We start from the raw sequence: 22,323 nt of genomic DNA on the forward strand, positions 1-22,323 counted from the left end.
ACTTATAGTGAGATGCTGAAATAAATTCAGCATGACATTTTTATATGTAGTTAGCTGTATAAACAACTACAAATATTTTTCTAATTATTTAATATTTGAAAGACTGATTATCTATTGCATGACTGATGTCTAAGGAAAAAAATAATATAACAATAGGTATTTTTTTTTAAAAGCATTGATAAGATATATTTTTTATACGTATACAGACATATCCAGCGTAATTGTATTCATATGCTCACCACTATATAGTCTTTGGTAAGCATATTCAGGACCAAACAAGACATTATCATCAAAGTAAGCGCGCTGAGCTGAGAAAATAAGCTGTTGTTTAATACCTGGTGCAGTTTGACCAAAGTTTGGTGAAGCATTTGCTGTCACCATTGGAATAGCTGCAGCATTATAAGATTGTCCATAAGAAACACCAAAGTTGGTATTTCTACCTCCAAGAACTGCAGAATAGTTAAGTGCTCCATACCAAGCACCAGCAAGTACACTGCCACCATTACTATTAAAGTCTTCTTTAGTTGTTGTGCTTGCCCAACCTACGCCGATGTTTACTAAACCTCCCCAAATTGCATAAGCTAAGTTACCATCTACGTTTAAAGCACCGACGTTATCGCCCGTACGATTCAAATTTTTCAATGTGGTTGCCAACAAAGAGTTACCAGCTCCTGCTATGTTAAATACATAACCAATGTTAAAACCTGCTGCTAAGTTTGGTGTCCAACTATCAGCATAGAATAAACCTGTCGAGAAGTTTGCATGCGTATCATCGGAACCAAATACTGCGACATTAGCGTTCCAGACTTGGTCTTTATAGTCAATAGATAAGTTAGTAACGTTACCTGGTGATAAGAACTTTGTAATACCACTTGTCCAAGTACCACCACCGTTATATGCTCCTACAGAAAGCTTATTTCTACCTGCAGTTACGAAAAATGGTGAAGTATCTAGGTTACCAAAGATTACAAAAGCATTCCCTAAACTAAAACTTGATGAATCATTAGTATCAAAGTCAAATTGTGCTGTTACATAGTGACCTAAATTTGATAAGAAATAAAGGTTAGCATTAGTCAAATATATATTTTGGCCGTTGCCAGGATGAGAATTTGCTCCAGTTCTGGTTATACCACTACCAAACCATGTTTGGGCATCTGCTTCAATAAAACCACTAAAGAATACTGAGTAATCGTCAAATTTCTCTCTTTGCCCTAATAATGTTGAAGCAAAAAGGTTAGAAGAAATCTGCCCAATTGGAATACTGTTGTTACCAGAGTATGAACCCAGGAATGTAACCTGACCTTGTGTTGTAATCGCTGGAGCTCCACCAACGTCAATACCACCTTTTTGGTTAAAGACACCTCCTAGTGGCTGATCACCTAAATTGATAATTGAGTTACTAGCATTGACATTCTCCATAATATCTGCTGAAGTCTCACCACCTATCAAAACTTGGCTTAGATCTCTACTTTCACCATTACCAACAAGTACACCAGGATTTTTATTACCATCGACTTTTGAACTATAAGTGGTAAATTGTGAACTACCATTAGAAGTATTTTGTAAACCGCCACCATTACCTTGTGATTTAAGCTGTTGCAACTGCCCTTGAAGCTGCTGCACTTGTTGTTGCAACTTTAGCAAAAGTTCTCTGTCGTTTAAATTTGAACCTGTAGTTTGTGCTGATGAAGATGCTGTACTAGTATTTGGATCCTGCTGTCCAAGAGTTTGATCTCCAATACTTGTAGCTCCAAGTGGGCCTCCTTGTGAAACAACCTGAGTAGAATCTTCAGAATAAGCAAAACCACCACAAGCTAATAAGCTACTAACTAACAAACAGGTTTTTTTAAATTTACGCACCACAGTAAAACTTCCCTCTAATAATAAATCAGCAAACCACAGAAAAACCTTATGGAGTTTATCACAAGTCTATACTTAGTTTCAATAAATTTTGCATCTTTAAAAGACAAGAAGTACTTTAATATTATGGGCAAATTGCTATTGAGGAGCAGAAGAACAATCTGTTTTAAATTGGCATATATGGTGCATAAGTCGGTGTCCATGAAGATAAATTGATTAGTCTCTCAATCTCTTCATCAAACTCAGTTTCAGTTAAATCTTCTAAATCTATATCGACACCGTGTACACCTTCTAAAATTGCTTGCTTAGCTACTGCTTTAGTAATTTCTTTAGTAACATCAACTAAATCTATTATCCTAGCTAGTAATGGCTGGGTAATATCTTCATGGATTACCATTGGGGATAAATCACTTAATCTATAGCAAGCTGCTCTAATCATACCTTTTGTAAGCACTCGTGCATGTACAGCTACAGAACCTAAACCTAAGCCTGGGAATATAAAGGCATTATTACCTTGAGAGATACGATACTCGCGACCATTATATATCACATCAGGGAATGGACTACCTGCTGCAATTAATGCCTTACCATTTGTCCATTTAATAATATCTTCAGGTAATGCTTCACAAAGAGATGTAGGGTTAGATAAAGGCATAATAATAGGATAATTATTATTTTTTGCCATAGTTTTAATAATCTCTTTAGTAAATGATCCAGGCTGACCAGATGTCCCAATCAAAATATCACTTTTTGTATTTTTAACTGTTTCTTCAAGTGTTATATAATTAAAATCTCCAACTTTCCACTTATCAATTTCTTCACTAGTTTTGACAAAAAGTTTTTGTTCTGGTGTGATTCTTTTAGCTCTTAGCTTATCACAAATTAAACCATATCTATCCACCAGATAGATACTATTTCTAGCCTTCTCAATAGGTACTCCAGCCCTGTCAGCGATTACATCAGCAAGTTGCCTAGCTATACCACAACCAGCACTACCAGCACCAAAAATAACAACTTTAATATCACATATATTACTAAAAGCTTCTTCAGTAGTTATTTCACCAGCATTTATTCTTATAGTGCTTACTGTTTTGACAGCAGCTATACAGTTAGCTGCAGCAACAATACCAGTACCATCAACATCATCATTAAATGTACATAGTTTATCTTTATATTTTTCTAGAATACGCGTAGCATTATCACGGCCTAAATCTTCCCAATGTAAAAAAACATTTGGAAATCTAGCCTTAACTTGAGTCACAAACTCTTCGATAAACTCATCATAAGTTTCACCAGAAACTCTTGGCAAACGTACACCCAAGTAACCTGGTGTGCTTAATAAAACATCATTATTTGTACCCATATCAAGCTGTACTGGTAAAACCCTTGCTGGATCTATACCACTTGCAGCAACGTAGACCATAATTTTACCGATACTAATATTCATACCACCGATGCCTTGATCACCAATACCAAGAACAGCTTCACCATCTGTAACAAGTACTAAATCAATACTGTTATACTCATATCGTTCTAGTATTCTAGCGATATGTTTTTTATGATTTATTGAAATAAATAAACCATTTTGCTTTCTAAATTGGCTACTATATTTCTCGACTGCTTCACCTACTGTTGGTGTATATATAATTGGCATTATTTCTTCTAAATTCTCACGCACAAAATAATAAAATAGTGTAGTGTTTAAGTCATGAAGCCTGTTTAAAAATACATATTTTTCAAGAGAATTAGGTTTCAAATCAAGCTGTCTTCTTACTCTAATAGCTTGCTCCTCAAGGCTTTCAACTTTTTCTGGAAGATAACCTATAAGATTAAAAGCAATTCTTTCTTCTTGACTAAAAGCAACATCCTTGTTCAAAACCCTGTTATTTAACAGCTGCCTACCTGTAAGATTGGTTTCTATTGCAAAAACTTTACCAATCTTATTTCTTAATTTTCTTATTCTTTTTTCATGTCTTTCCATGACCCAAACCACTTATAAAATTTTACGTTATACTTATAATAAAACATCTAACAGATAAGTATCTATCAGTAGTTGCTTTTTTTCAACAAAAAATGAATACTATAAGCTATTATACTCTTAAACAAACTTGCTTTAAACCTTCTTTTTATAATGAAAATTATTACAAACTTAAATAAAGCCCAAGATTCTTTACCTAAAGCAATAGCTATTGGTTCTTTTGATGGTGTACATCTAGGTCATCAAGCAATAGTAAAAAAACTCTTAACTATAGCTAGAGATAACAACCTAGTACCATACATCTTATTTTTTGAGCCTTTACCTAAAGAGTTTTTCCTCAAAAATAGAGCCCCTTTGAGAATATATGACTTTAGAAACAAAATAATCAACTTACATAAGCTTGGCGTCGAATATATAATCTGCCAAAAATTTAATACAAAATTTGCAAATATTACTGCGAAAGATTTTATTGAAAAATTTCTTGTCAAGAAGCTAAATACTAAGCATATAATAGTTGGTGATGACTTTAAATTTGGCAAAAACCGTGTCGGTGACTACAAACTTCTAAGCCAATACTCACAAACTCATGACTTCATTGTTGATAAGGTTTCTACTTTAAACCTAGATAACCACCGCATTAGTAGTAGTCATATTCGCCAAGCTCTTGTAGGTCACAACCTAGCAGAAGCTTACAAACTTCTAGGTGGATCACTAAAAGTTAATTCGCGTGTCATCCACGGCCAAAAAAACGGCAGAAAAATTGGTTTTAATACCGCTAATCAGAAATTACCTAAAAATTCAGCTCTAAAGGGAGTTTATCTAACTAAAATTTTTATTGATGATGAAATTTTCTATGGAGTAAGTAATGCTGGTACTAGGCCAACTATCGATGGTAAAAATAACCTCCTTGAGACTCATATATTTAACTTTAATAGCGATATTTATGGTAAACATATCACCACAGAAATAGTTAGTTTTATCAGGACAGAAATGAAGTTTAACTCTTTTGAAGAATTAAAAGCGCAAATAATTAAAGATATTCAAACTGCAAAAAAGTTAATAAGTATATTATAGGCTATTAACATAATCCATTTTGTACTTTATAATTTGATTTTAAGTAATTTTAAATTTTTCAATATAATTTATTTTTAATACCTAAGGAACAATCCACATGAGTGACTATAAAGACACCCTAAATCTACCAAAAACGTCTTTTTCGATGAAAGGTAACCTAGCTAATAAAGAACCAATGATTCTTAACAAATGGGAAAAGCAAGGTATTTATAAAAAAATTAGAGAACACTTTGCTGGGCGTGAGAAATTTGTCCTTCACGATGGACCTCCTTACGCTAACGGTAATATTCACGTTGGACATGCGGTAAACAAAATTCTTAAAGATATAATCATCAAGTCAAAGACCTTAAGTGGCTATGATGCTCCTTATATTCCTACTTGGGATTGCCATGGCTTACCAATCGAGCTACAAGTTGAGAAAAAGCATGGCAAAGCTGGTCAAGGCATCTCCGAAGATGCCTTTAGAAAAGAATGTCGCAAATATGCCAAAAAACAAGTAGAAATCCAAAAAAAAGATTTCAAAAGACTTGGTGTTCTAGGTGACTGGGAACAACCATATCTAACAATGAATTTTGATTATGAAGCTAATATGATTAGAACATTAGCTAAAATTATTGAAAATGGCCATCTAAGCAAAGGATTTAAACCTGTGCATTGGTGTACTGATTGTGGTTCAGCACTTGCTGAGGCTGAGGTTGAATATGCTGATAAGGTTTCTCCTGCTATTGATGTCAAATTCAAAATCAAAGATAAAGACAAACTTGCGCAAGCTTTTGGTTTAGATTCATTAAATCACGATACTTTTGCTATTATTTGGACAACTACTCCTTGGACACTCCCTGCTAACCAAGCAATTGCTGTAAATAACCAACTAAATTACAGTTTAATTAAAATTGAAGATTTTTATATTATCTTGGCTGAAAACCTAGTTGAGCAAACATTTAAAAGATATGCTATAGAAAATGCTCAGGTAGTTGCTACAACAACTGGTAATAAACTAACTGGAATTATTGCTGAACACCCTTTCTATAGTCGTCATGTACCAATTTTACATGGTGATCATGTTACTGATGATTCTGGTACAGGTATGGTACATACAGCTCCTACTCATGGTGTTGAGGATTTCACCTTAGGAAAAGAGCATAACTTATCTATGGAAATTTTTGTCAAAGGTAATGGTTGCTATAGCGAAAACACCAAGCTATTTGCCGGAGAATTTATATTTAAAGCTAATGATAGAATTATTGAACTTCTTGGTGAAAAAAAGCGCCTAATGAATTCTGATAAGATTAAACATAGCTATCCTCACTGCTGGCGTCACAAAGCTCCTCTTATGTTTAGAGCAACACCACAATGGTTTATAAGCATGGAAAAACAAGGACTGCGTAATAAAGCTCTCCAAGCTATCAAAGAAACTAGCTGGGCTCCTAGCTGGGGGCAAGTGCGTATTGAAGGAATGATTAAAGACAGACCTGACTGGTGTATATCACGCCAAAGAACTTGGGGAGTTCCATTACCGTTATTTATCCATAAAGAAACAGAAAAATTACATCCAAACACTATTGAAATACTACATAAAGTAGCTGAAAAAATTGGCAAAGGCGGTATTGAAGCATGGTTTAATGCTGATAACAGTGAATTTATAGCAGAAACTGATCAATACAATTCAGTCAAAGATACGTTAGATGTTTGGTTTGATTCTGGTTCATCTAGCATGTGTATCTTGGACATAGACAAACGTCTAAGCTACCCTGCTGATTTATATCTAGAAGGGTCTGATCAACATCGTGGCTGGTTCCAAACATCACTTTTAGTAGCAATGTCTGCGAAAGATAGCCAACCATACAAAGAAGTTTTCACTCATGGCTTTGTAGTAGATGAGCATGGTCGCAAAATGTCGAAATCTCTTGGCAATGTAACTTCACCACAGGATATTTATAATACTCTTGGAGCTGATATCTTACGCCTTTGGACAGCTTCAACTGACTATAAGAGTGAAATGGCGGTATCTGATCAAATCCTAAAAAGGACTGCAGATACTTATCGTAGATTGCGTAATACTGCTAGATTCTTACTTTCAAACATAGATGGTTTTAACCCAGCGACTGATCTTATTGAATTTGATAAATTAGTTAAACTAGACCAATGGGCGATAGCTAAAACTAAAGAGTTTCAGGATAAAATCATTGATGCCTATGATAAATACCAAACTCATACAGTCGCACAGCTAATACATCATTTCTGCTCTATTGAAATGGGAAGTTTTTATCTAGATATCATCAAGGATAGACAGTATACTGCAAAAACCGATGGACATCCACGCAAGTCTGCTCAAACAGCTATTTATCATATCGTCCATGCTCTTGTAAGATGGATGGCACCTATACTTTCATTCACTGCTGATGAAATCTGGGAAGCTACGCCAAAAACAACTGATTTACCAATCCAACTTTGTGAATGGTATACAGAGCTTAAATCTTTTGATAAGCACTCTGAATTAGATCTAGAATACTGGGCAAAAATCCAAGAAATACGCTCTGAAGTAAATAAAGTACTTGAGATTAAGAGAAACGAAGATGTTGTCAAGGCATCTCTGGAAGCTGAAATTACAATATATGCTGATACAACTAATTATAATCTGCTAGAAAAACTAGGCAATGAGCTGAGATTTTTGCTAATTTCTTCAAAAGCAAACCTAAAAGCAGTTGAAGAAAAATCAAACAAATCAATCGCTGCAAATATTCCTGGCTTATTTATTGAAATAATTAAAATTGAAGAACCTAAATGTGAGAGATGTTGGCATCGTAGTCCAACTGTTGGAGAAAATGAACAGTACAAAGATATCTGTAGCCGTTGCGTTGAAAATATAACTACGGAAAATGGAGAATCACGTGAATTCGCTTAGACCAAAGTTTAAATACTTTATTTTAGCAATTTTGATTATTGTAGCTGACTTATACACTAAGTATTTAGCAAATACACATCTAGAGTTTGCTCAAACTGTAAAGATAACTAGTTTTTTTAATCTTACATTGTTATACAATCACGGTGCTGCATTTAGTCTTTTAAGTAATGACCAAACATCTTGGCAAATGATAATGTTTTCAATAATTTCATTGCTTGCTGCTATTGTTCTTATTTACCTAATTATTAAGCAGCCAGCTACTGAAAAACTTAATTTATTTTCTTTTGCACTTATTCTAGGTGGTGCACTAGGAAACTTTTACGATCGTGCTTTTCGAGGTTATGTAATTGATTTTTTAGATTTTCATATCGGTAACTATCACTGGCCATCTTTTAATATAGCTGACTCAGCTATTACATGTGGAGTTATACTCTTAATAGCAACATCTTTGTTTACTAAAAAGAAATCATAGTGTCTTTTTATAATCAGTATACAATTGGCGCGCTTTGAATTCATTGCCGCCATAAGATATATTATATATTGTTTGATCCATCCTTGAATCCTGTTCCATGATAATACCAACATATCTCACATCAGGAAGAGGCTTGTTAACTTCAGCAATAATCGTAGCTGTCAAAGGTAATTTTTCGTTTACCATAATTGCATAACCATTAGTTTTCAAATAAGTAACTAACTTGTTATATCTATTATCAAAATTAACACCATTAAGACGGATAATTTGATCTGGGTAATTCGCCACTAAGAAACGTACCCCTTCAATGTCATTAGTATGCTTACTAAAATCGACTTGCTTAATCATACTATACCTTGTTAGTTTCTCATAATGGACAATATTATCTTCTACATCCTCTTTTAGAGTACATGAAGCCATCGTTAAACTGACTAAACAAATAGTAAAAAATTTTTTGTCCATACTAAAACCTAATAACATAAAATATCTATGAGATAATTATAACGCTAACTTAGTTATTTTATAAGCTTTTAGAATATACAAAACCAACAACACTACAAATCTTTATTTATGATAAAAATATCCATACAATATACAAAAAAATAATTAGCCAAATAAATGTCAAAAGGTTCTAGTACTAAAAAATGGTTAAACGAGCATATTTCAGATTACTATGTTACCCAAGCAAATAAGCTTGGTTACCGTAGTAGAGCAAGTTTCAAAATTCTTGAAATACAAGATAAGTATCAATTATTTAAACCAAATATGTTTGTTGTTGACCTTGGTGCAGCTCCAGGTGGCTGGTCTGAGCAAGTGATAAAATATCTAGGTAAAAATGGTAAGCTTATTGCTCTTGATCTACTAGAGATGGCTCCAATAGCGGGGGTAGAGTTTATTCAAGGCGACTTCTCTAGTGATGAAACTTACCAAAAACTAAATGCTCTTGTCAATAATCAAAAAATTGATTGTGTTATCTCTGATATGGCACCAAACTTAAGCGGTAATAAAACTTCAGATCAAGCAAAATCAATATATCTGCTTGAATTAGCTTTGGATTTTGCCAATATAAATCTTAATAAAAATGGCTCTTTCGTTGCGAAAGTCTTTCAAGGCCAAGGCAGTGATGAGTATCTCAAACTAGTAAGAGAATCTTTCAATAAGGTTATTCAGTTTAAACCAAAATCTTCAAGAGCAAAGTCAAGAGAATTTTATGTTGTTGCAACTGGATTTAAGGGTTAATTTATCTTTTAGATATATGATTTAAAATAGATTTTATAACATTAACTAATTTAGCTGATTTATTTGAAAAATCCTCCTGCGAAATTTTCTTGCAGCTTTTTAAGTAGATAATCATAGAATTTTAGCGCTATACATCTCTACAATATCATGAATCAAGAGCATTTTTGTAACTTTAGCAATATCTAAACTGACACTAGCATACTTTGCCAAAACGTTAGCTGTTAGTGCAACTTGCCAGCTATGGCCAGCGCTATTTTCATGGTGGTTATCATCAAATGAAATGGTAGCCAAATTTGACGATAAACTTTTTAAGCTTTTCAAGCTCATTTAATAAAACTCTAACTGTACAATTAAATCTTGCTTCATATATTATGTTTCCATAGTTCAAACATCTTATTAGCAACTACTCTATTTGCTTTTGCTGTTGGATGACAATAATCCCAACACAAATATTTCTCTGGGTCACCAATTATCTCTATATCATATTGAATGTTCCCTAAACAATCAGCTCCACCATAACTATCAACACAAACATCAATAACATTTTCAAAGCCATATTTAGCTGGATTATCGACGCAATCATTTAATAAAGTATAAAAATCAAATAGTTTAAGATTTACGTTAGGAAAAAGTAGTTGTAATTCTGTAACACGATTTCTTAATAAGCCATTTTGGAGATTAATATTTACTTGCATATATGTTTTAAAGAATTTACCTACCCAATTAGAAAGATAATCTTTATATGCCGGAGCTCTAGTAACATCTGGGATATTCCACAATATGATATTCTTAGCACCCATTTTTATAGCTTTTCTGACGATCTTATTTAGGTCTCTAGCCACCCTGAATTTTGGCACTAAATTTATATATGGTATCTCTTTATATAACATAAACATAAAGTTATTTGCCCCACCATTTATAACAACTAGATCGTCATCTGCAAACCTTCCCTCTTCGTTTTCAAACCTGACAATTTGCTCTGATACAGCAAATGAATGATATCTAAGTAATGAAGAAGGATTAGGACCATGTGTTAATGCTCCACCTATTGCATAATTCTTATGCACGATCTCTTGTACTTGCTGGTCTTTAGCAAGCATTTGGGCTAAAACTTCAGTTGAGACAAGGCCATTTGAAAATCTGCCTTCATGGTATGGCATACCTGGTATGTCTAATGTCTTCATAATATTGCCATTATCTAAAAGACTATCACCAAAAACTACCAGTCTATTTATCTGTCGCATATTTAATCCTTGTATTCGAAAAAATTAACCATCCAATGGGCCATTATTAAACTATTATCTCTAATCCTCAAACTCTCTAAGGCATGATGGAACTCATTTTTTATATCATCTTGATATTCTTTGATAAGGGCATGATTATGAACTTTGAGCATTTCCGGATGCGCTTGTATCCCTAAAATATGATTATTTATACAAAACATCTGAACTTTACAATAATCACTCGTACTTATAAGCTCAGCCACTTGAGGTAACTCAACAACCATGTCTTGGTGATAAAACAACAAACTTAAATAGCTATGAAATGGCTCCATCCATGACTTTCTAGTTAAAACCTCAACGTTACGTACGCCTACTGCAAATCCCTTGGGCCCTCGCTCAACTCTACCACCTAGAGCTTGAGCTAAAATCTGATGTCCAAAACAAATACCTATGACTTTTTTATGATTATCATACAGTTTAACTATTTCTGCTTTTAATTTGACAATCCAAGCAAGATTATCAAAAGCTGTAGCCTTGCTTCCTGTTATAATAAAGCCATCGTATATACTATAGTCTTGTGGATACTCCTGTATAGTCACATCAAAAATATCAAAATCAACCACTACAGATAACTTAAAAAAAAGATTAGCAAACATATCCGGATAATTACCACCTGCAACGCCACGACGATATTCGGGAATATGATCTGTTTGTAAAATTGCTATTTTCATGTGATTTTTATTATTAATTTATTAATGCATCAAATAGTATTTTTTTGAATTCTTGGGTTATTTCAAAAGTATATGTATAACTTTTCGTTCCGCAGCGTAAACCCTTTATTTTTAAAAGGTTACCATCTTTAGTGATATCTTTGATAGTTATCACATCAAGTTTTGTACTATCTAAAATTTCAGCTTTGCGCTTCCAATTATCTCTATAACGAGTAATTGCGCTACGGTATGAGCCTGTTATTTTATTTTCTAGAGTTTTTTTGACAAACTCTTGGGCTCCTTGAGGTATTTCTTCAGCGAACTTCTTAAGCTCATACAAAGTTCTAACATCTTCAATAATACCTCTATTTGACAGCTCTCGAATATTCTCATCAGCATCAGCTATCTTTAGTCGCATAGATATCCAACTGTTATCTCTACCTAAAACCTTAGCGATATCAGATTTTTTGACATTTTTATTCTCTATCAAGTCTCTTAAAGCATCAGCCTCTTCAAATGGTGAGACATTTTCTCTTTGATCATTTTCTAAAAGCTGTAACAGCACGATATTTGCATCAGACTCTTCTTGTCTAACTATGCACGGTATTGTTGTCAAACCAGCTTGCTTAGTTGCTAAATACCTTCGTTCACCTGCTATTATATAGTGAATACCATCAGCTTTTTTTGCAGTCACGATGATTGGCTGAATTACACCATTTTCTTTAATGCTATCTGCTAATGAATCAATATTTTTGAATGTCTTGCGTGGTTGATTAGCATCTGGTTTTACGATATTCAAAGGTAATTCAAAAAGCTGACCAACCTTACTTGCTTGTTCATTTAGCTCTTGTAATTGCATAGCTCTGAGGATATCTTTTTTCTCTTGAGCAATATCATGAATCTTATGGTTAACCTTACGGTTGATTAAAGAAACTTTTTTAGCCATTATTCTCTCCAAAGAACTCAACTATTTCTCTTGCAAGTTTTTTAACCTGTACATGAACCTTGTTTTGCTTAGCGTACTCCCCTACATAAATACCCTCAGCTTCAGCTTCGATAAACTTAACACTTTGAGAAACATAAGCCTCAAAGAAATTACCATCTTGTTCAAAAAACTCTAATAGGCTTTTTGCCATATTTGACTGTATTTGTATTCTGTTAGCGAAGAATTTATAAGGTTTTTCCGCGGTTAGAGCTAAATCTTTTGCCTCTATAAGCCCTGATAAATCCATACCACTAGGTGAACATGGTATAACCACCAAGTCAGATAATAATGCTGATTTTAATGCTGCAGTTTGGAAATTAGGTGGTGTATCAATGACAATAAAATCTAAGTTTTGCTTAAGTTCAATAACTTTCTCTCGCACATTTTTCTCATCAAGGCTATAGACAAAATCACTTGCTTGATTATTTTTAGTCATCCACATGTAAGCATCAGGCTTATCCTTATCCATATCAATTATGGCAACTTTATAGCCAAGTTCTTTTAAACCACATGCAATATTAATTGCTGTTGTAGTTTTTCCTGAGCCACCCTTTTGCTGTAGCAAAGAAACTACTTTTGCATTTTTTTGCTTCATTTTTTAGAACCTTAAAATATATAAATTATTTTATTATATAAAATACTTAGCAAATTATAGTCTATATTTGTCTGCTATAAAACCAACTTTTGTACATTAACTATTGATAAGCTGGTTGTTTTCTTATATTTTATTAATTCACTGTTGAGTATTTACACAAATACTCTTTTTAATAGAAATTATTTCAAAGGTTTAAAATGGCAAAAAATTTAGTAATTGTAGAGTCTCCAGCCAAAACAAAGACTATAAAAAAATATCTTGGTAACGAATTTGAGATCTTAGCATCATTTGGACATGTACGCGAAATACCTTCCAAAGATAATTCTATTGATGTTAATGATAAGTTTAAAATTAAATTCACAACTAATGAAAAAAGCAAAAAACATTTAGATGCAATTAAAAAAGCAGCTAAAGCTGCGCAAAATATCTATCTTGCTACCGACCCAGATAGAGAAGGTGAAGCTATATCATGGCATGTACAAGAAGTATTAAAAAGTGCACGCTTACTTAAGGACAAAAATGTTTATCGTGTCACATTTAACGAAATCACCAAATCAGCTGTAACAAATGCTATAGCAAACCCAAAAGAGTTATCTATGGATTTAGTTGATGCTCAAAAAGCGCGTCAAGCGCTAGATTTTCTTGTTGGTTTTAATCTCTCTCCATTACTATGGCGTAAAATCACAAGTGGCCTATCTGCAGGTAGAGTACAAAGTCCGGCGCTAAGAATGATTGTTGAGCGTGAAATAGAACGTGAAAGCTTTGTCAAACAAGACTACTGGAGTCTAACTGCAGATACTTTTAAACAAAAACAAATACTTGCAAACCTGATTGAGTTTAATAATAACAAAGTTGAGCAGTTCACTTTTACAACAGCGAAAGATGCTGATAATGCTAAAGCTCATATTCTAAAAGATGCTAATGGCTTTTTAATAGTTGATGGCATTACTGAGAAAAAAACTCGAAGAAACCCGTACCCTCCTTTTATAACATCAACGCTACAACAAGAGGCTTCAAAAAAGCTCGGGTTCACTGCTAAGAGAACAATGTCTACAGCACAAAAATTATATGAAGGTATAGATCTGGGTAATGGTGAATCTGTTGGTCTTATCTCATATATGAGAACAGACTCAACAAACCTTTCTAACGATGCTCTTAATGATATCAGAAACTTTATTCAAGCAAAGTACGACAAGGATATGCTACCAGCTAAGCCACGAGTGTTTGAAAAAAAATCACAGAATGCCCAAGAGGCGCATGAGGCTATTCGTGTCACAGCTGCAAATAGAACTCCAGAGTCAATCAAACAGTTTTTAACTACTGATGAATTTAAGCTCTATAGCCTAATTTATAATCGAACTATTGCATGCCAAATGAAGCACGCGACTTTAAATAGTACATCAGTAGATTTAATTACTGAAAATGCTAAACATAAGTTTAGAGTTACTGGTACAATTATTATCGATGCAGGATTCCTAAAAATCTACAATGTAGAAAAAGATGAAGATGACAAAGATGATAATGAGCAAATAACTTTACCAAAATTTGAAAAAGGTGAAAAGATAACTCTAAATGATATAGTTACTAAAGCTCACTCAACCGAACCTCCTCCTCGCTATACCGAAGCATCTTTGGTTAAAGCATTAGAGAAATATGGTATCGGTAGACCCTCAACCTATGCAACAATTATCTCAACTTTACAGCAAAGAGAGTATGTTGAAGTAGAAAAACGCCGTTTTATCCCCACAGATAAAGGCCGTATCGTAAATAAGTTCCTAACTGAATACTTCAAAAAATACGTTGAATACTCTTATACTGCAGGCTTAGAAAAAGAACTTGATGAAATTGCTAATCACAAAAATGATTATCTAAGTGTGCTAAATAATTTCTGGCACCCTTTTATTGAGAGAATTAATAAAATTTCTGAAGATGTATCACGTAAAGATGTTGTGCAAGAAGAGTTAGATGAAGACTGCCCTGAATGTGGTAGTAAGCTATCACTCAGACTTGGTAAAAATGGTAGATTCATTGGCTGTACAAACTACCCAACTTGCAAATACACTCGTCCTGTAGATAGTGATAATAAAGAGCTTGAGAAAGAAGAACCTATAGTTGTAGAAGATAGAAAGTGTCCTAAGTGTGGTTCTGACTTACATATTAAGCAAGGTCGTTATGGTAAGTTTATAGGTTGTTCAAACTATCCTGAGTGCAAACATATGGAGCCACTTGAAAAACCTAAAGATACTGGTGTAGTTTGCCCTAAATGTAATAAAAATCACATTGTTGAGAAAAAATCCCGTAAGGGCAAAGTTTTCTATGCTTGTGCAGGCTTCCCTAAATGTAAAAACGCTTATTGGTACCCGCCAATAAAAGAAGAATGTCCTAAATGCCACTCACCAATACTATTACACAAAACAACCAAAAAAGATGGCGAGCAGAAGGCTTGTCCTAATACAGAGTGTGACTACGCTGTACCATTTAAAAATAAATAGAAATATATTTTTTCTCTGACTTTAAATTCTATTCATATTCTGCATATTAAAATAACTTATCATATCCACAAAGGAGGAAATATAAGTGGTAAAATAGCGATACAAAATATACTAGCAAATATTAATAATCCTACTATTACATAGCTTGTAGCTGATACATCTAAACCTTGGCGAGGCTGTTTTACAAAAATAGATAAACAAAAGCCAAAAACAAAGATACACCCAAATAAACCTAAAGAAGTTTTAAACATCGCATTTAGCATACCGTCAATCATTCCAGCTGTTAACATCATAACAAATATACATTGATAAGGATTCAAGCATATCTCTAGGCGTTTCTTATATAAGTTTTTAACAGCTGTAATAATAACTACAGCAGCAGCTATAAATGCAGGAATACCCCACTGTGACCATATTTCTAACAATAGATTATGTGGATAACCATCTGGGCGTTTAGTAATTGCCAGATAATTCCATTGTCCTACTCCTGTTAAAGGATGCTCAATCCCAACCCAAAAAGCTTCTTTCCAAAGAGGAATTCTACCACTAAAGCCACCTCTAACAAGATCTGCGGATGATTTAACATTTGAATGATCTACCACAGCTATAAAATAATTATAGAAAAGCTCTAGTAAACCACTACAAACTAAAGTTAGAACAAGCACTATAAAAGCTATTTTAAAATTTCTTCGAGCAAAAATATAAAGCAATGGCAATATAACCATATACTCTGCAAATATTGTTCTAAAAGTATGATTGATTAAGATAAACCATGCTAAAGTTAAAGCTATAAACGAGCCAAGCTTATATATAGGTCTTAGATCAACAAACCAAGGCAAAAGTAATAATGGCATAAACCAACTAAAATAATTATCTAAAAAGCGTGGATTTAAGCAGTTATACATATACAGTAAAACTTTTTGGATATTACCAGCAATATATGATCCGTATATAGAATAATTAGCTAAAGATAATTGTAAAAATAAAGATCCACCAAAGAATATTAATGAGAGTAAAATAATTATGTAAAAAAATCGTACAGCTTTAGAATTATCTCTAATATAAACAGCTATAAATAATACACAAAAAAATTGTAAGAGTGTTACACTTACACCTTTGAAAGCTATAGAAGGCGATATCGCAAAAGCCGATGATATAATCCCAAATATAAAAAATATAGTTATAGCATATCTAAGTACGCGACTAAAACTACCAAATAACTCTATTACCTCAGAAAATATTTTTTTATGTAGAAAAATAGCTACACTAGCGATACAAAGTGCCGTATAGAAAATATAGTATCTATCTATAAATAAGTAGATATTAGCTGCTAATGTATCATTAAAATAGCTAACCGTACCACCTGATGACACTTTAACTAAATTCAATGCAGTATAATGCATAAAAGGCATTAGAAAAACAAAGAAAATCGCTAAAGTTAAAAAATAGAAAATACAATCAGCATAAGATATTTTTTTTAGATAATTTCTCACAAATATCACACAAAGTTGAAGCTTAATTGTAATAGTTTAGCAAAAATATCACCTTAATTCTTATAAAAATAGATAAAATTATTTGACTTCAAGAGAGGCTTTAGCAAGCTCTGAATTATCTGACTTATTAACTATCATCGCTGTCCATGTACCACCACAGACTTTATCATCACTAAGAACACTTTGACTATCAACAGTATAGTCTTGTGTTTCATTAAACTTAGTAATAGGAAAAGATGTGCTATAACAGTTAGTATCTTTAGGTGCTACCCATGTTAGATATATCGTACCCTGTGGTGCACCATTCCAGTTTGTTATTATTCTAGCATCAATTTCATGTGTTGTAGCTTTATATTTTAATTTTATCGTAGCTGTTGGTTTATCTTCAGAGACAACCTCACCATCTTGATCTGGATTATCAAGGTTATCATCAGGATTAACCTTTATCGAATTATCAGAATTATAAAGATTATCAATAAAAGCATTATATTTACTACAGCCTGCCAAAGCTGCTGTCATTAAAGTAAAGAGTAAAATTTTTTTCATTTTTATTACCTGTTATTTTAGTTTTATTGAGTTTGTCCTTGCTCAGCACCAATCTCTTTTTTTATTTCTTTAATTTCTTGAGTTGTTTTCTCAACGCTCTCTTGAGTTTGTTTTGCTTTCTCATCTAGTTGTTGAGACTTCTCTTTATAGATATTTGCTTTTTCAGTATAGCGTTTTAATCTTTTTTGTAAATTTATCGAATCTTGAGCAGCCTTTATAAGCTTTTCTTGAATAGCTTTTTTAGCTGCTAAAGCTTCATCTTTATTATTCAGTTTTACATACGCAGCTTTGAGCTGATTAAGCTCTTGTTCTTTCTTCTCTAGTAGGTTCTTATACTTGTCAGTAAGCTTTTCATACTTTTGGGCTCTTTGCTTAGCTTCATCTGCTTCTTTTTCAAGCACAGTCATCTCTTTTTGTACCTGCTGTTGATTTTGTTCTAATTCATTTAACTTTTCACTTTTTGATGTACAACCAACTAATATAAAGCTAAAAAAAGTAACAGTAATTAACAAATAAGTGGAAATATACTTTTTCATAAAACTAAATTTATTTCTAAATTATTATAAGCCTATATTGTAACAGTTAGACTGACTAAGTAAAGAAGATTAATATTACAATAATAAAAATATTTATACTATTTAACTTGAGATTTTAGCTCACTGATTTGCTGCGATATTTTTGTTGCTTGTTTAGCTTGTGTTTGAGAAATTGCCTTTAAATCACTTATCTGTGCCTGATAATCATTTGCTAAAGATCTATACTGATTTATTTTCTCATCAATCTTAACTTTCTGTAGGGTTCTTTGAACTAGCTCTTTACTAACAGCTATAGCACTATCACTATTAGGATCTTTAAAATTACTATAAGCCTTATTAATATTTGCAATATCACCAGCTAAACTATTAGATTGTTTTTGTAGCTGATCTGCTTCAAGGCGATACTTAGTAATTTTTGTATGTAGATTATCTATCTTTGCGAGGTTTGCTGATGCGTGGTTATTTAAGCTATTTTGCGTCTGCTGTAGTTGTTGTATCTGCTTAGCTGTGCTTGGTGCACACGAGCTAAGTGCAGCTAGTATAGAGAATATCAACAGTAAGGATATAATATTTTTCATTAAACTATGATTACTTATTTATTAGTATGTTTAAACAAGTATAACAAATCTTTTTAGTAAAAAGCTAAAAGCACAACTAATTTAGCTTAGCAAAATTAAACAGAGTATTATTTTTTGAGGAAAGCAAAAACTATAGATATTTTAAGAAATTAAACATTTATTGAGTCAGAAGCGATTACTTCTTTATCATAAACTACATTAGCAGTCCATTTACCACTACAGTAGTTGTTACCTTGCTTGGTTGTTACAGTTGCCCAAGTCTTATCATTCTTCTCAGCATATTTAGTGATTGGGAAACTAGTATCATGACACTTAGAACCTTGAGGAGCTTGCCATTGTAATCTTACACTTCCTTGTGGGTTATTGTTGTATGTTGTATATACACTTGCTTTTATTTTATCCTGACCAAGTTTTTTTAAACTTATCTTTGCAGTTGGCTTAGATACAGCTGTTGATGTAGCCGCTTGTTTAGTAGTAACTGTCTGAGTAGCAGCAGTGTCTTCAGCTGGTGCTTTTGAATTATCAGAGCCTCCCAAACCTAAAGTAGAACAGCTCGCTAAACCTGCGATTGATAAAGTTAAAAGACTAAGCTTAATTATTTTTTTCATAAAAATACTCCTATTTTATACATATTGGCATATACTCAAACTCGATTATAACATTAATTAACATAAAATAAACCGCTCTTTATCAAATGATTATACAACTAACATTACGATTTTCATTGACAAGTAGATTGTATGTCTTACAAGCAGTATCACTAGCCATAAAATCAACACTCTTACCTGCTTTTGCAATTTGATTAATTATTTCAATAGAAGGTAAAAGCTGTTTTTCACCGGTACCTATAAGTATTATTTCGGGATTTGCCGCCAAGATAATATCAAGATGGCTTTTTTTGATACTTTCTATATCATCAATTTTATCTTGATACTCCAGTACTTGTGTAGCTGATAGAATCAACGGATGATTATACTCACCTATATTAAGTATAAACCTACCTTTAATATATTCTTTAAAAAAAACTGGTGCTTGTATTTTCTCTTCTTGCAAAGTCATCATAGCAAAAAAACCTTGATTATAATAATATAGTTAACATATATAAGATTATAACTTATCAATAATATATCTAAACAATATTTTGAGGCGACTATGAATTCGATAATTGAAGAATCTGACTTACCTAAACTTGCTGAATTTAAAGTAGACGAAGTAAAGCCTGCAATAGACTATCTCTTTAGCCAAGCAGAAACTAACCTTGAAAAAGCTCTACAAGACCAAAATCCTAGTTGGCAGACATTACTAAAACTAGAGGAAGATGATGAGAAAATAAACCAAGCATTTTCAACAATATCACACATGAATGCTGTTTGTAATTCCAAAGAGCTGCGTGAAAGTTATGAATATGCTTTAGCTAAACTTACAGATTATTATACTAAGTTAGGACAAAACGAAGATTTATATAACCTCTACAAGCAGATCCGAGAAGATAATTTAACTACTGAACAAGCACAAGCAGTGCGTAAAGCAATTATCAGTTTTGAGCAATCAGGTGTAAATCTTGATGAAACTAAAAGAAAAAGACTGCAACAAATCTCTCAAGAACTTGCCCAACTAAGCACTAAATTTGAGAATAATGTTCTAGATGCAACTATGGATTGGTTATACACTACCGATGATGAGAAAGAACTTAAAGGCTTAACACAAAATATTATAGAATCAGCAGAAGCTAAGGCTAAGCAAAAAAATACCGCTGAAAAATATGCTCTAGGTATAGACATCCCAACATATTTAGCTGTAATGCAACAAGCAGATAATCGAAAACTTCGTGAAAAATTCTACAAAGCATATTGCACAAAAGCTTCAAAAGAAGCTGATAACAAAAATTTTGACAATGATGAGATTATTGAAAAAATTCTAAAATTACGTATCGAAAAATCTGAAATACTTGGTTTTAATAATTATGCTGAGAATTCACTTTTCACAAAAATGGCTGAAACTCCAGCGCAAGTCTTAGAGCTATTAAATAAGCTTCTAGAAAAATCTCTACCTCAAGCAAAAAAAGATCTCAATGAGTTGCGTAGATTTGCCGAGGACGCTGGACTTGTTGATGCACTGCAACCTTGGGATACAGCGTACTATTCTGAAAAACTCAAAAAAGCTAAATTCGACTTTACAGAAGAAGAACTTAGAGAATACTTTCCATTAGAAAAAGCACTAGAGGGATTATTTAAAATACTCAATCACATATATGCTTTAGAAATAAAAGAAAATACTGACTATACAAAATATATAGCTGAGCAACAAACTTTTGGTTTCTATAAAAATGATGTATACATTGGTAGCATAATTTGTGATTTCTTTGCTCGCGATAACAAACGCAGCGGTGCATGGATGGATGGTTCTCGTACTGCCTTTGTTACCTCTAAAGGCTCAAAACAAAAACCAGTTGCTTATGTTAACTGCAACTTCCTGCCGCCATCAAAAGATGGTGCAAATCTAACTCACAATGATGTTGTGACACTCTTTCATGAATTTGGTCACGCTTTACATCATATATTATCACAAGTGACTATCCCCTCTATATCTGGTACACATGGTGTCGAGTGGGATGCTGTTGAGTTACCAAGTCAATTTATGGAGAATTTCTGCTGGTGTGAAGAGGGACTAGTACTAATATCAGGATCACGAGATGGTAAAACACTCAGCAATAAGCAGATAAATAAACTTGTAGATACTAGACACTTTCATTCAGCTTTGGTGATGGTTAGACAAATTGAGTTCGGTATATTTGATATGAATATTCACCATAAAAAACTAACAACTGCAGCTGAAGTACAAAAAGAGCTAGATAATATCAGAGCAAAAATAAATCTTCTGCGCGTACCTAGCTACAATAAATTCCAAAATGGCTTTTCACATATTTTTGCTGGTGGCTATGCTGCGGGCTACTATAGCTATAAATGGGCAGAAATCTTATCTTCAGATGTCTTCTCACGTTTTGAGCAAGAGGGAATACTTAGTAACAAAGTTGGCAATGATTTATTAGAGAATATTATTTCTAAGGGGTCATCGCGTGATGCTATGGATAACTTTGTTGCATTTATGGGTAGAAAACCAAATGAAGAAGCACTGTTAAGACATAGTGGCATTAACAACTAAAAAGTTAATATCTGTAGTGACAGATCAATTAACTGTCATAATTTATAACCTTTTAAAAGACAGCACAATGTGCTTGTCACTACAAAACTTGAAGTATGCAAACAACAAAAATAGGCAACCAAGCGGAAGAACAAGCCTGTAAATTTTTAAAATCTCAAGGTTTACAAATTTTGACTCAAAATTTTAAGGCTCTTCCTTATGGTGAAATAGATATTATAGTAACTGACAAAGAAACATTAGTTTTTATTGAAGTAAAATACCGTAGTAAAACTACTTTTGCTACAGCTGAAGAAATGATTACATTCAATAAGCGTAAAAAACTTATAAACACAGCTAATATTTTTCTAAAAAGAAATCCTCAATATTATAACTATGACTGTCGTTTTGATGTAATTGCTATAAATAATAACGATGTTAATTGGATAAAAGACGCTTTTGGAATAAATTAATAATATTTATTGCGTTGATTGGTTAC

At 32.9% G+C, this 22,323-nt stretch carries 20 protein-coding genes and 1 pseudogene; 7 read left to right on the top strand and 14 right to left on the bottom strand.

Annotated elements, in window-relative coordinates:
- Positions 1-192: 192 nt before the first annotated feature.
- The gene (locus CGC45_RS06855; RefSeq protein ID WP_114702112.1) at positions 193-1,863 is read right to left on the bottom strand and encodes a DUF3573 domain-containing protein; all 1,671 of its coding nucleotides are present in this window, start codon (positions 1,861-1,863) and stop codon (positions 193-195) included.
- Between the two features lie 163 nt (positions 1,864-2,026).
- Positions 2,027-3,841, bottom strand: a complete 1,815-nt coding sequence (locus CGC45_RS06860; RefSeq protein WP_071629571.1) for an NAD-dependent malic enzyme — start codon at positions 3,839-3,841, stop codon at positions 2,027-2,029.
- A 150-nt stretch (positions 3,842-3,991) separates the two neighbouring features.
- Between CGC45_RS06860 and ribF the strand changes: the two genes are divergently transcribed.
- The 3 genes from ribF (at position 3,992) to lspA (ending at position 8,289) form a co-directional block, all read left to right on the top strand.
- The gene (gene ribF, locus CGC45_RS06865; RefSeq protein ID WP_071629572.1) at positions 3,992-4,912 is read left to right on the top strand and encodes a bifunctional riboflavin kinase/FAD synthetase; all 921 of its coding nucleotides are present in this window, start codon (positions 3,992-3,994) and stop codon (positions 4,910-4,912) included.
- A 97-nt stretch (positions 4,913-5,009) separates the two neighbouring features.
- On the top strand, positions 5,010-7,817 hold the full coding sequence (gene ileS / locus CGC45_RS06870) for an isoleucine--tRNA ligase (RefSeq protein ID WP_071629573.1): 2,808 nt from the start codon (positions 5,010-5,012) through the stop codon (positions 7,815-7,817).
- Positions 7,804-8,289 carry a signal peptidase II gene (lspA, locus tag CGC45_RS06875; protein ID WP_071629574.1) on the top strand — a complete coding sequence of 162 codons (486 nt, stop codon included), beginning with the start codon at positions 7,804-7,806 and terminating at the stop codon, positions 8,287-8,289. The genes ileS and lspA overlap by 14 nt, the downstream gene beginning before the upstream one ends.
- Here the strand turns inward: lspA and CGC45_RS06880 are convergent.
- A complete protein-coding gene (locus tag CGC45_RS06880; RefSeq protein WP_071629575.1) occupies positions 8,284-8,751 on the bottom strand; it encodes a hypothetical protein in 468 nt (155 codons plus the stop codon). The genes lspA and CGC45_RS06880 overlap by 6 nt on opposite strands.
- Positions 8,752-8,907: 156 nt before the next feature.
- On the opposite strand from CGC45_RS06880, the gene rlmE reads away from it, so the two are divergent.
- Entirely contained in the window at positions 8,908-9,528 is a 621-nt protein-coding gene (gene rlmE / locus CGC45_RS06885) for a 23S rRNA (uridine(2552)-2'-O)-methyltransferase RlmE (protein ID WP_071629576.1), read from the top strand.
- A 126-nt stretch (positions 9,529-9,654) separates the two neighbouring features.
- Here the strand turns inward: rlmE and CGC45_RS06890 are convergent.
- The 5 genes and pseudogenes from CGC45_RS06890 to CGC45_RS06910 form a co-directional block, all read right to left on the bottom strand.
- Positions 9,655-9,894, bottom strand: a pseudogene (locus tag CGC45_RS06890) (HD domain-containing protein); the annotation flags it as partial.
- Positions 9,891-10,772, bottom strand: coding sequence for an SGNH/GDSL hydrolase family protein (locus tag CGC45_RS06895; protein ID WP_071629578.1), 882 nt, complete (start codon positions 10,770-10,772; stop codon positions 9,891-9,893). The pseudogene CGC45_RS06890 and the gene CGC45_RS06895, both read right to left, overlap by 4 nt.
- A gap of 2 nt (positions 10,773-10,774) precedes the next feature.
- Positions 10,775-11,482: a glutamine amidotransferase-related protein gene (locus CGC45_RS06900; protein WP_071629579.1), complete on the bottom strand. Its 708-nt coding sequence runs from the start codon at positions 11,480-11,482 to the stop codon at positions 10,775-10,777.
- Between the two features lie 13 nt (positions 11,483-11,495).
- Positions 11,496-12,407 (bottom strand): ParB/RepB/Spo0J family partition protein, encoded by a 912-nt coding sequence (locus CGC45_RS06905; RefSeq protein WP_071629580.1) that lies wholly within the window; start codon positions 12,405-12,407, stop codon positions 11,496-11,498.
- Positions 12,400-13,041, bottom strand: coding sequence for an AAA family ATPase (locus tag CGC45_RS06910; protein WP_071629581.1), 642 nt, complete (start codon positions 13,039-13,041; stop codon positions 12,400-12,402). Before CGC45_RS06910 ends, CGC45_RS06905 begins: the two co-directional genes overlap by 8 nt.
- A gap of 197 nt (positions 13,042-13,238) precedes the next feature.
- On the opposite strand from CGC45_RS06910, the gene topA reads away from it, so the two are divergent.
- Positions 13,239-15,533, top strand: a complete 2,295-nt coding sequence (gene topA, locus CGC45_RS06915) for a type I DNA topoisomerase (protein ID WP_071629582.1) — start codon at positions 13,239-13,241, stop codon at positions 15,531-15,533.
- Between the two features lie 59 nt (positions 15,534-15,592).
- Here topA and CGC45_RS06920 read toward each other — a convergent pair whose 3' ends face one another.
- The 6 genes from CGC45_RS06920 to CGC45_RS06945 form a co-directional block, all read right to left on the bottom strand.
- Positions 15,593-17,035 (bottom strand): O-antigen ligase family protein, encoded by a 1,443-nt coding sequence (locus CGC45_RS06920; RefSeq protein ID WP_071629583.1) that lies wholly within the window; start codon positions 17,033-17,035, stop codon positions 15,593-15,595.
- 69 nt (positions 17,036-17,104) lie between these two features.
- Complete coding sequence (gene lpnB, locus CGC45_RS06925) at positions 17,105-17,572, bottom strand: TUL4 family outer member lipoprotein LpnB (RefSeq protein WP_071629584.1); 468 nt, start codon at positions 17,570-17,572, stop codon at positions 17,105-17,107.
- 23 nt (positions 17,573-17,595) lie between these two features.
- A complete protein-coding gene (locus CGC45_RS06930) occupies positions 17,596-18,108 on the bottom strand; it encodes a hypothetical protein (protein ID WP_071629585.1) in 513 nt (170 codons plus the stop codon).
- Positions 18,109-18,206: 98 nt separating this feature from the next.
- Positions 18,207-18,686, bottom strand: coding sequence for a hypothetical protein (locus CGC45_RS06935; protein WP_071629586.1), 480 nt, complete (start codon positions 18,684-18,686; stop codon positions 18,207-18,209).
- A gap of 149 nt (positions 18,687-18,835) precedes the next feature.
- A complete protein-coding gene (gene lpnA, locus CGC45_RS06940) occupies positions 18,836-19,294 on the bottom strand; it encodes an outer member lipoprotein TUL4/LpnA (protein WP_071629587.1) in 459 nt (152 codons plus the stop codon).
- 82 nt (positions 19,295-19,376) lie between these two features.
- Entirely contained in the window at positions 19,377-19,748 is a 372-nt protein-coding gene (locus CGC45_RS06945) for an Mth938-like domain-containing protein (protein ID WP_071629588.1), read from the bottom strand.
- A 90-nt stretch (positions 19,749-19,838) separates the two neighbouring features.
- Here CGC45_RS06945 and CGC45_RS06950 point away from each other — a divergent pair, with 90 nt between their 5' ends.
- Complete coding sequence (locus CGC45_RS06950) at positions 19,839-21,848, top strand: M3 family metallopeptidase (RefSeq protein ID WP_071629589.1); 2,010 nt, start codon at positions 19,839-19,841, stop codon at positions 21,846-21,848.
- Between the two features lie 95 nt (positions 21,849-21,943).
- On the top strand, positions 21,944-22,297 hold the full coding sequence (locus tag CGC45_RS06955) for a YraN family protein (RefSeq protein WP_071629590.1): 354 nt from the start codon (positions 21,944-21,946) through the stop codon (positions 22,295-22,297).
- Positions 22,298-22,323: the final 26 nt, after the last annotated feature.

The sequence above is a fragment of the Francisella opportunistica genome, assembly GCF_003347135.1.
Classification (GTDB): Bacteria; Pseudomonadota; Gammaproteobacteria; order Francisellales; family Francisellaceae; genus Francisella; species Francisella opportunistica.

Bases quoted from the DNA above. Each gene is read 5' to 3' on its own strand.
- CGC45_RS06860 (WP_071629571.1), bottom strand. From the start codon at position 3,841: ATGGAAAGACATGAAAAAAGAATAAGAAAATTAAGAAATAAGATTGGT.
- ribF (WP_071629572.1), top strand. From the start codon at position 3,992: ATGAAAATTATTACAAACTTAAATAAAGCCCAAGATTCTTTACCTAAA.
- ileS (WP_071629573.1), top strand. From the start codon at position 5,010: ATGAGTGACTATAAAGACACCCTAAATCTACCAAAAACGTCTTTTTCG.
- CGC45_RS06880 (WP_071629575.1), bottom strand. From the start codon at position 8,751: ATGGACAAAAAATTTTTTACTATTTGTTTAGTCAGTTTAACGATGGCT.
- rlmE (WP_071629576.1), top strand. From the start codon at position 8,908: ATGTCAAAAGGTTCTAGTACTAAAAAATGGTTAAACGAGCATATTTCA.
- CGC45_RS06895 (WP_071629578.1), bottom strand. From the start codon at position 10,772: ATGCGACAGATAAATAGACTGGTAGTTTTTGGTGATAGTCTTTTAGAT.
- CGC45_RS06900 (WP_071629579.1), bottom strand. From the start codon at position 11,482: ATGAAAATAGCAATTTTACAAACAGATCATATTCCCGAATATCGTCGT.
- CGC45_RS06905 (WP_071629580.1), bottom strand. From the start codon at position 12,407: ATGGCTAAAAAAGTTTCTTTAATCAACCGTAAGGTTAACCATAAGATT.
- CGC45_RS06910 (WP_071629581.1), bottom strand. From the start codon at position 13,041: ATGAAGCAAAAAAATGCAAAAGTAGTTTCTTTGCTACAGCAAAAGGGT.
- topA (WP_071629582.1), top strand. From the start codon at position 13,239: ATGGCAAAAAATTTAGTAATTGTAGAGTCTCCAGCCAAAACAAAGACT.
- lpnB (WP_071629584.1), bottom strand. From the start codon at position 17,572: ATGAAAAAAATTTTACTCTTTACTTTAATGACAGCAGCTTTGGCAGGC.
- CGC45_RS06930 (WP_071629585.1), bottom strand. From the start codon at position 18,108: ATGAAAAAGTATATTTCCACTTATTTGTTAATTACTGTTACTTTTTTT.
- CGC45_RS06935 (WP_071629586.1), bottom strand. From the start codon at position 18,686: ATGAAAAATATTATATCCTTACTGTTGATATTCTCTATACTAGCTGCA.
- lpnA (WP_071629587.1), bottom strand. From the start codon at position 19,294: ATGAAAAAAATAATTAAGCTTAGTCTTTTAACTTTATCAATCGCAGGT.
- CGC45_RS06945 (WP_071629588.1), bottom strand. From the start codon at position 19,748: ATGATGACTTTGCAAGAAGAGAAAATACAAGCACCAGTTTTTTTTAAA.
- CGC45_RS06950 (WP_071629589.1), top strand. From the start codon at position 19,839: ATGAATTCGATAATTGAAGAATCTGACTTACCTAAACTTGCTGAATTT.
- CGC45_RS06955 (WP_071629590.1), top strand. From the start codon at position 21,944: ATGCAAACAACAAAAATAGGCAACCAAGCGGAAGAACAAGCCTGTAAA.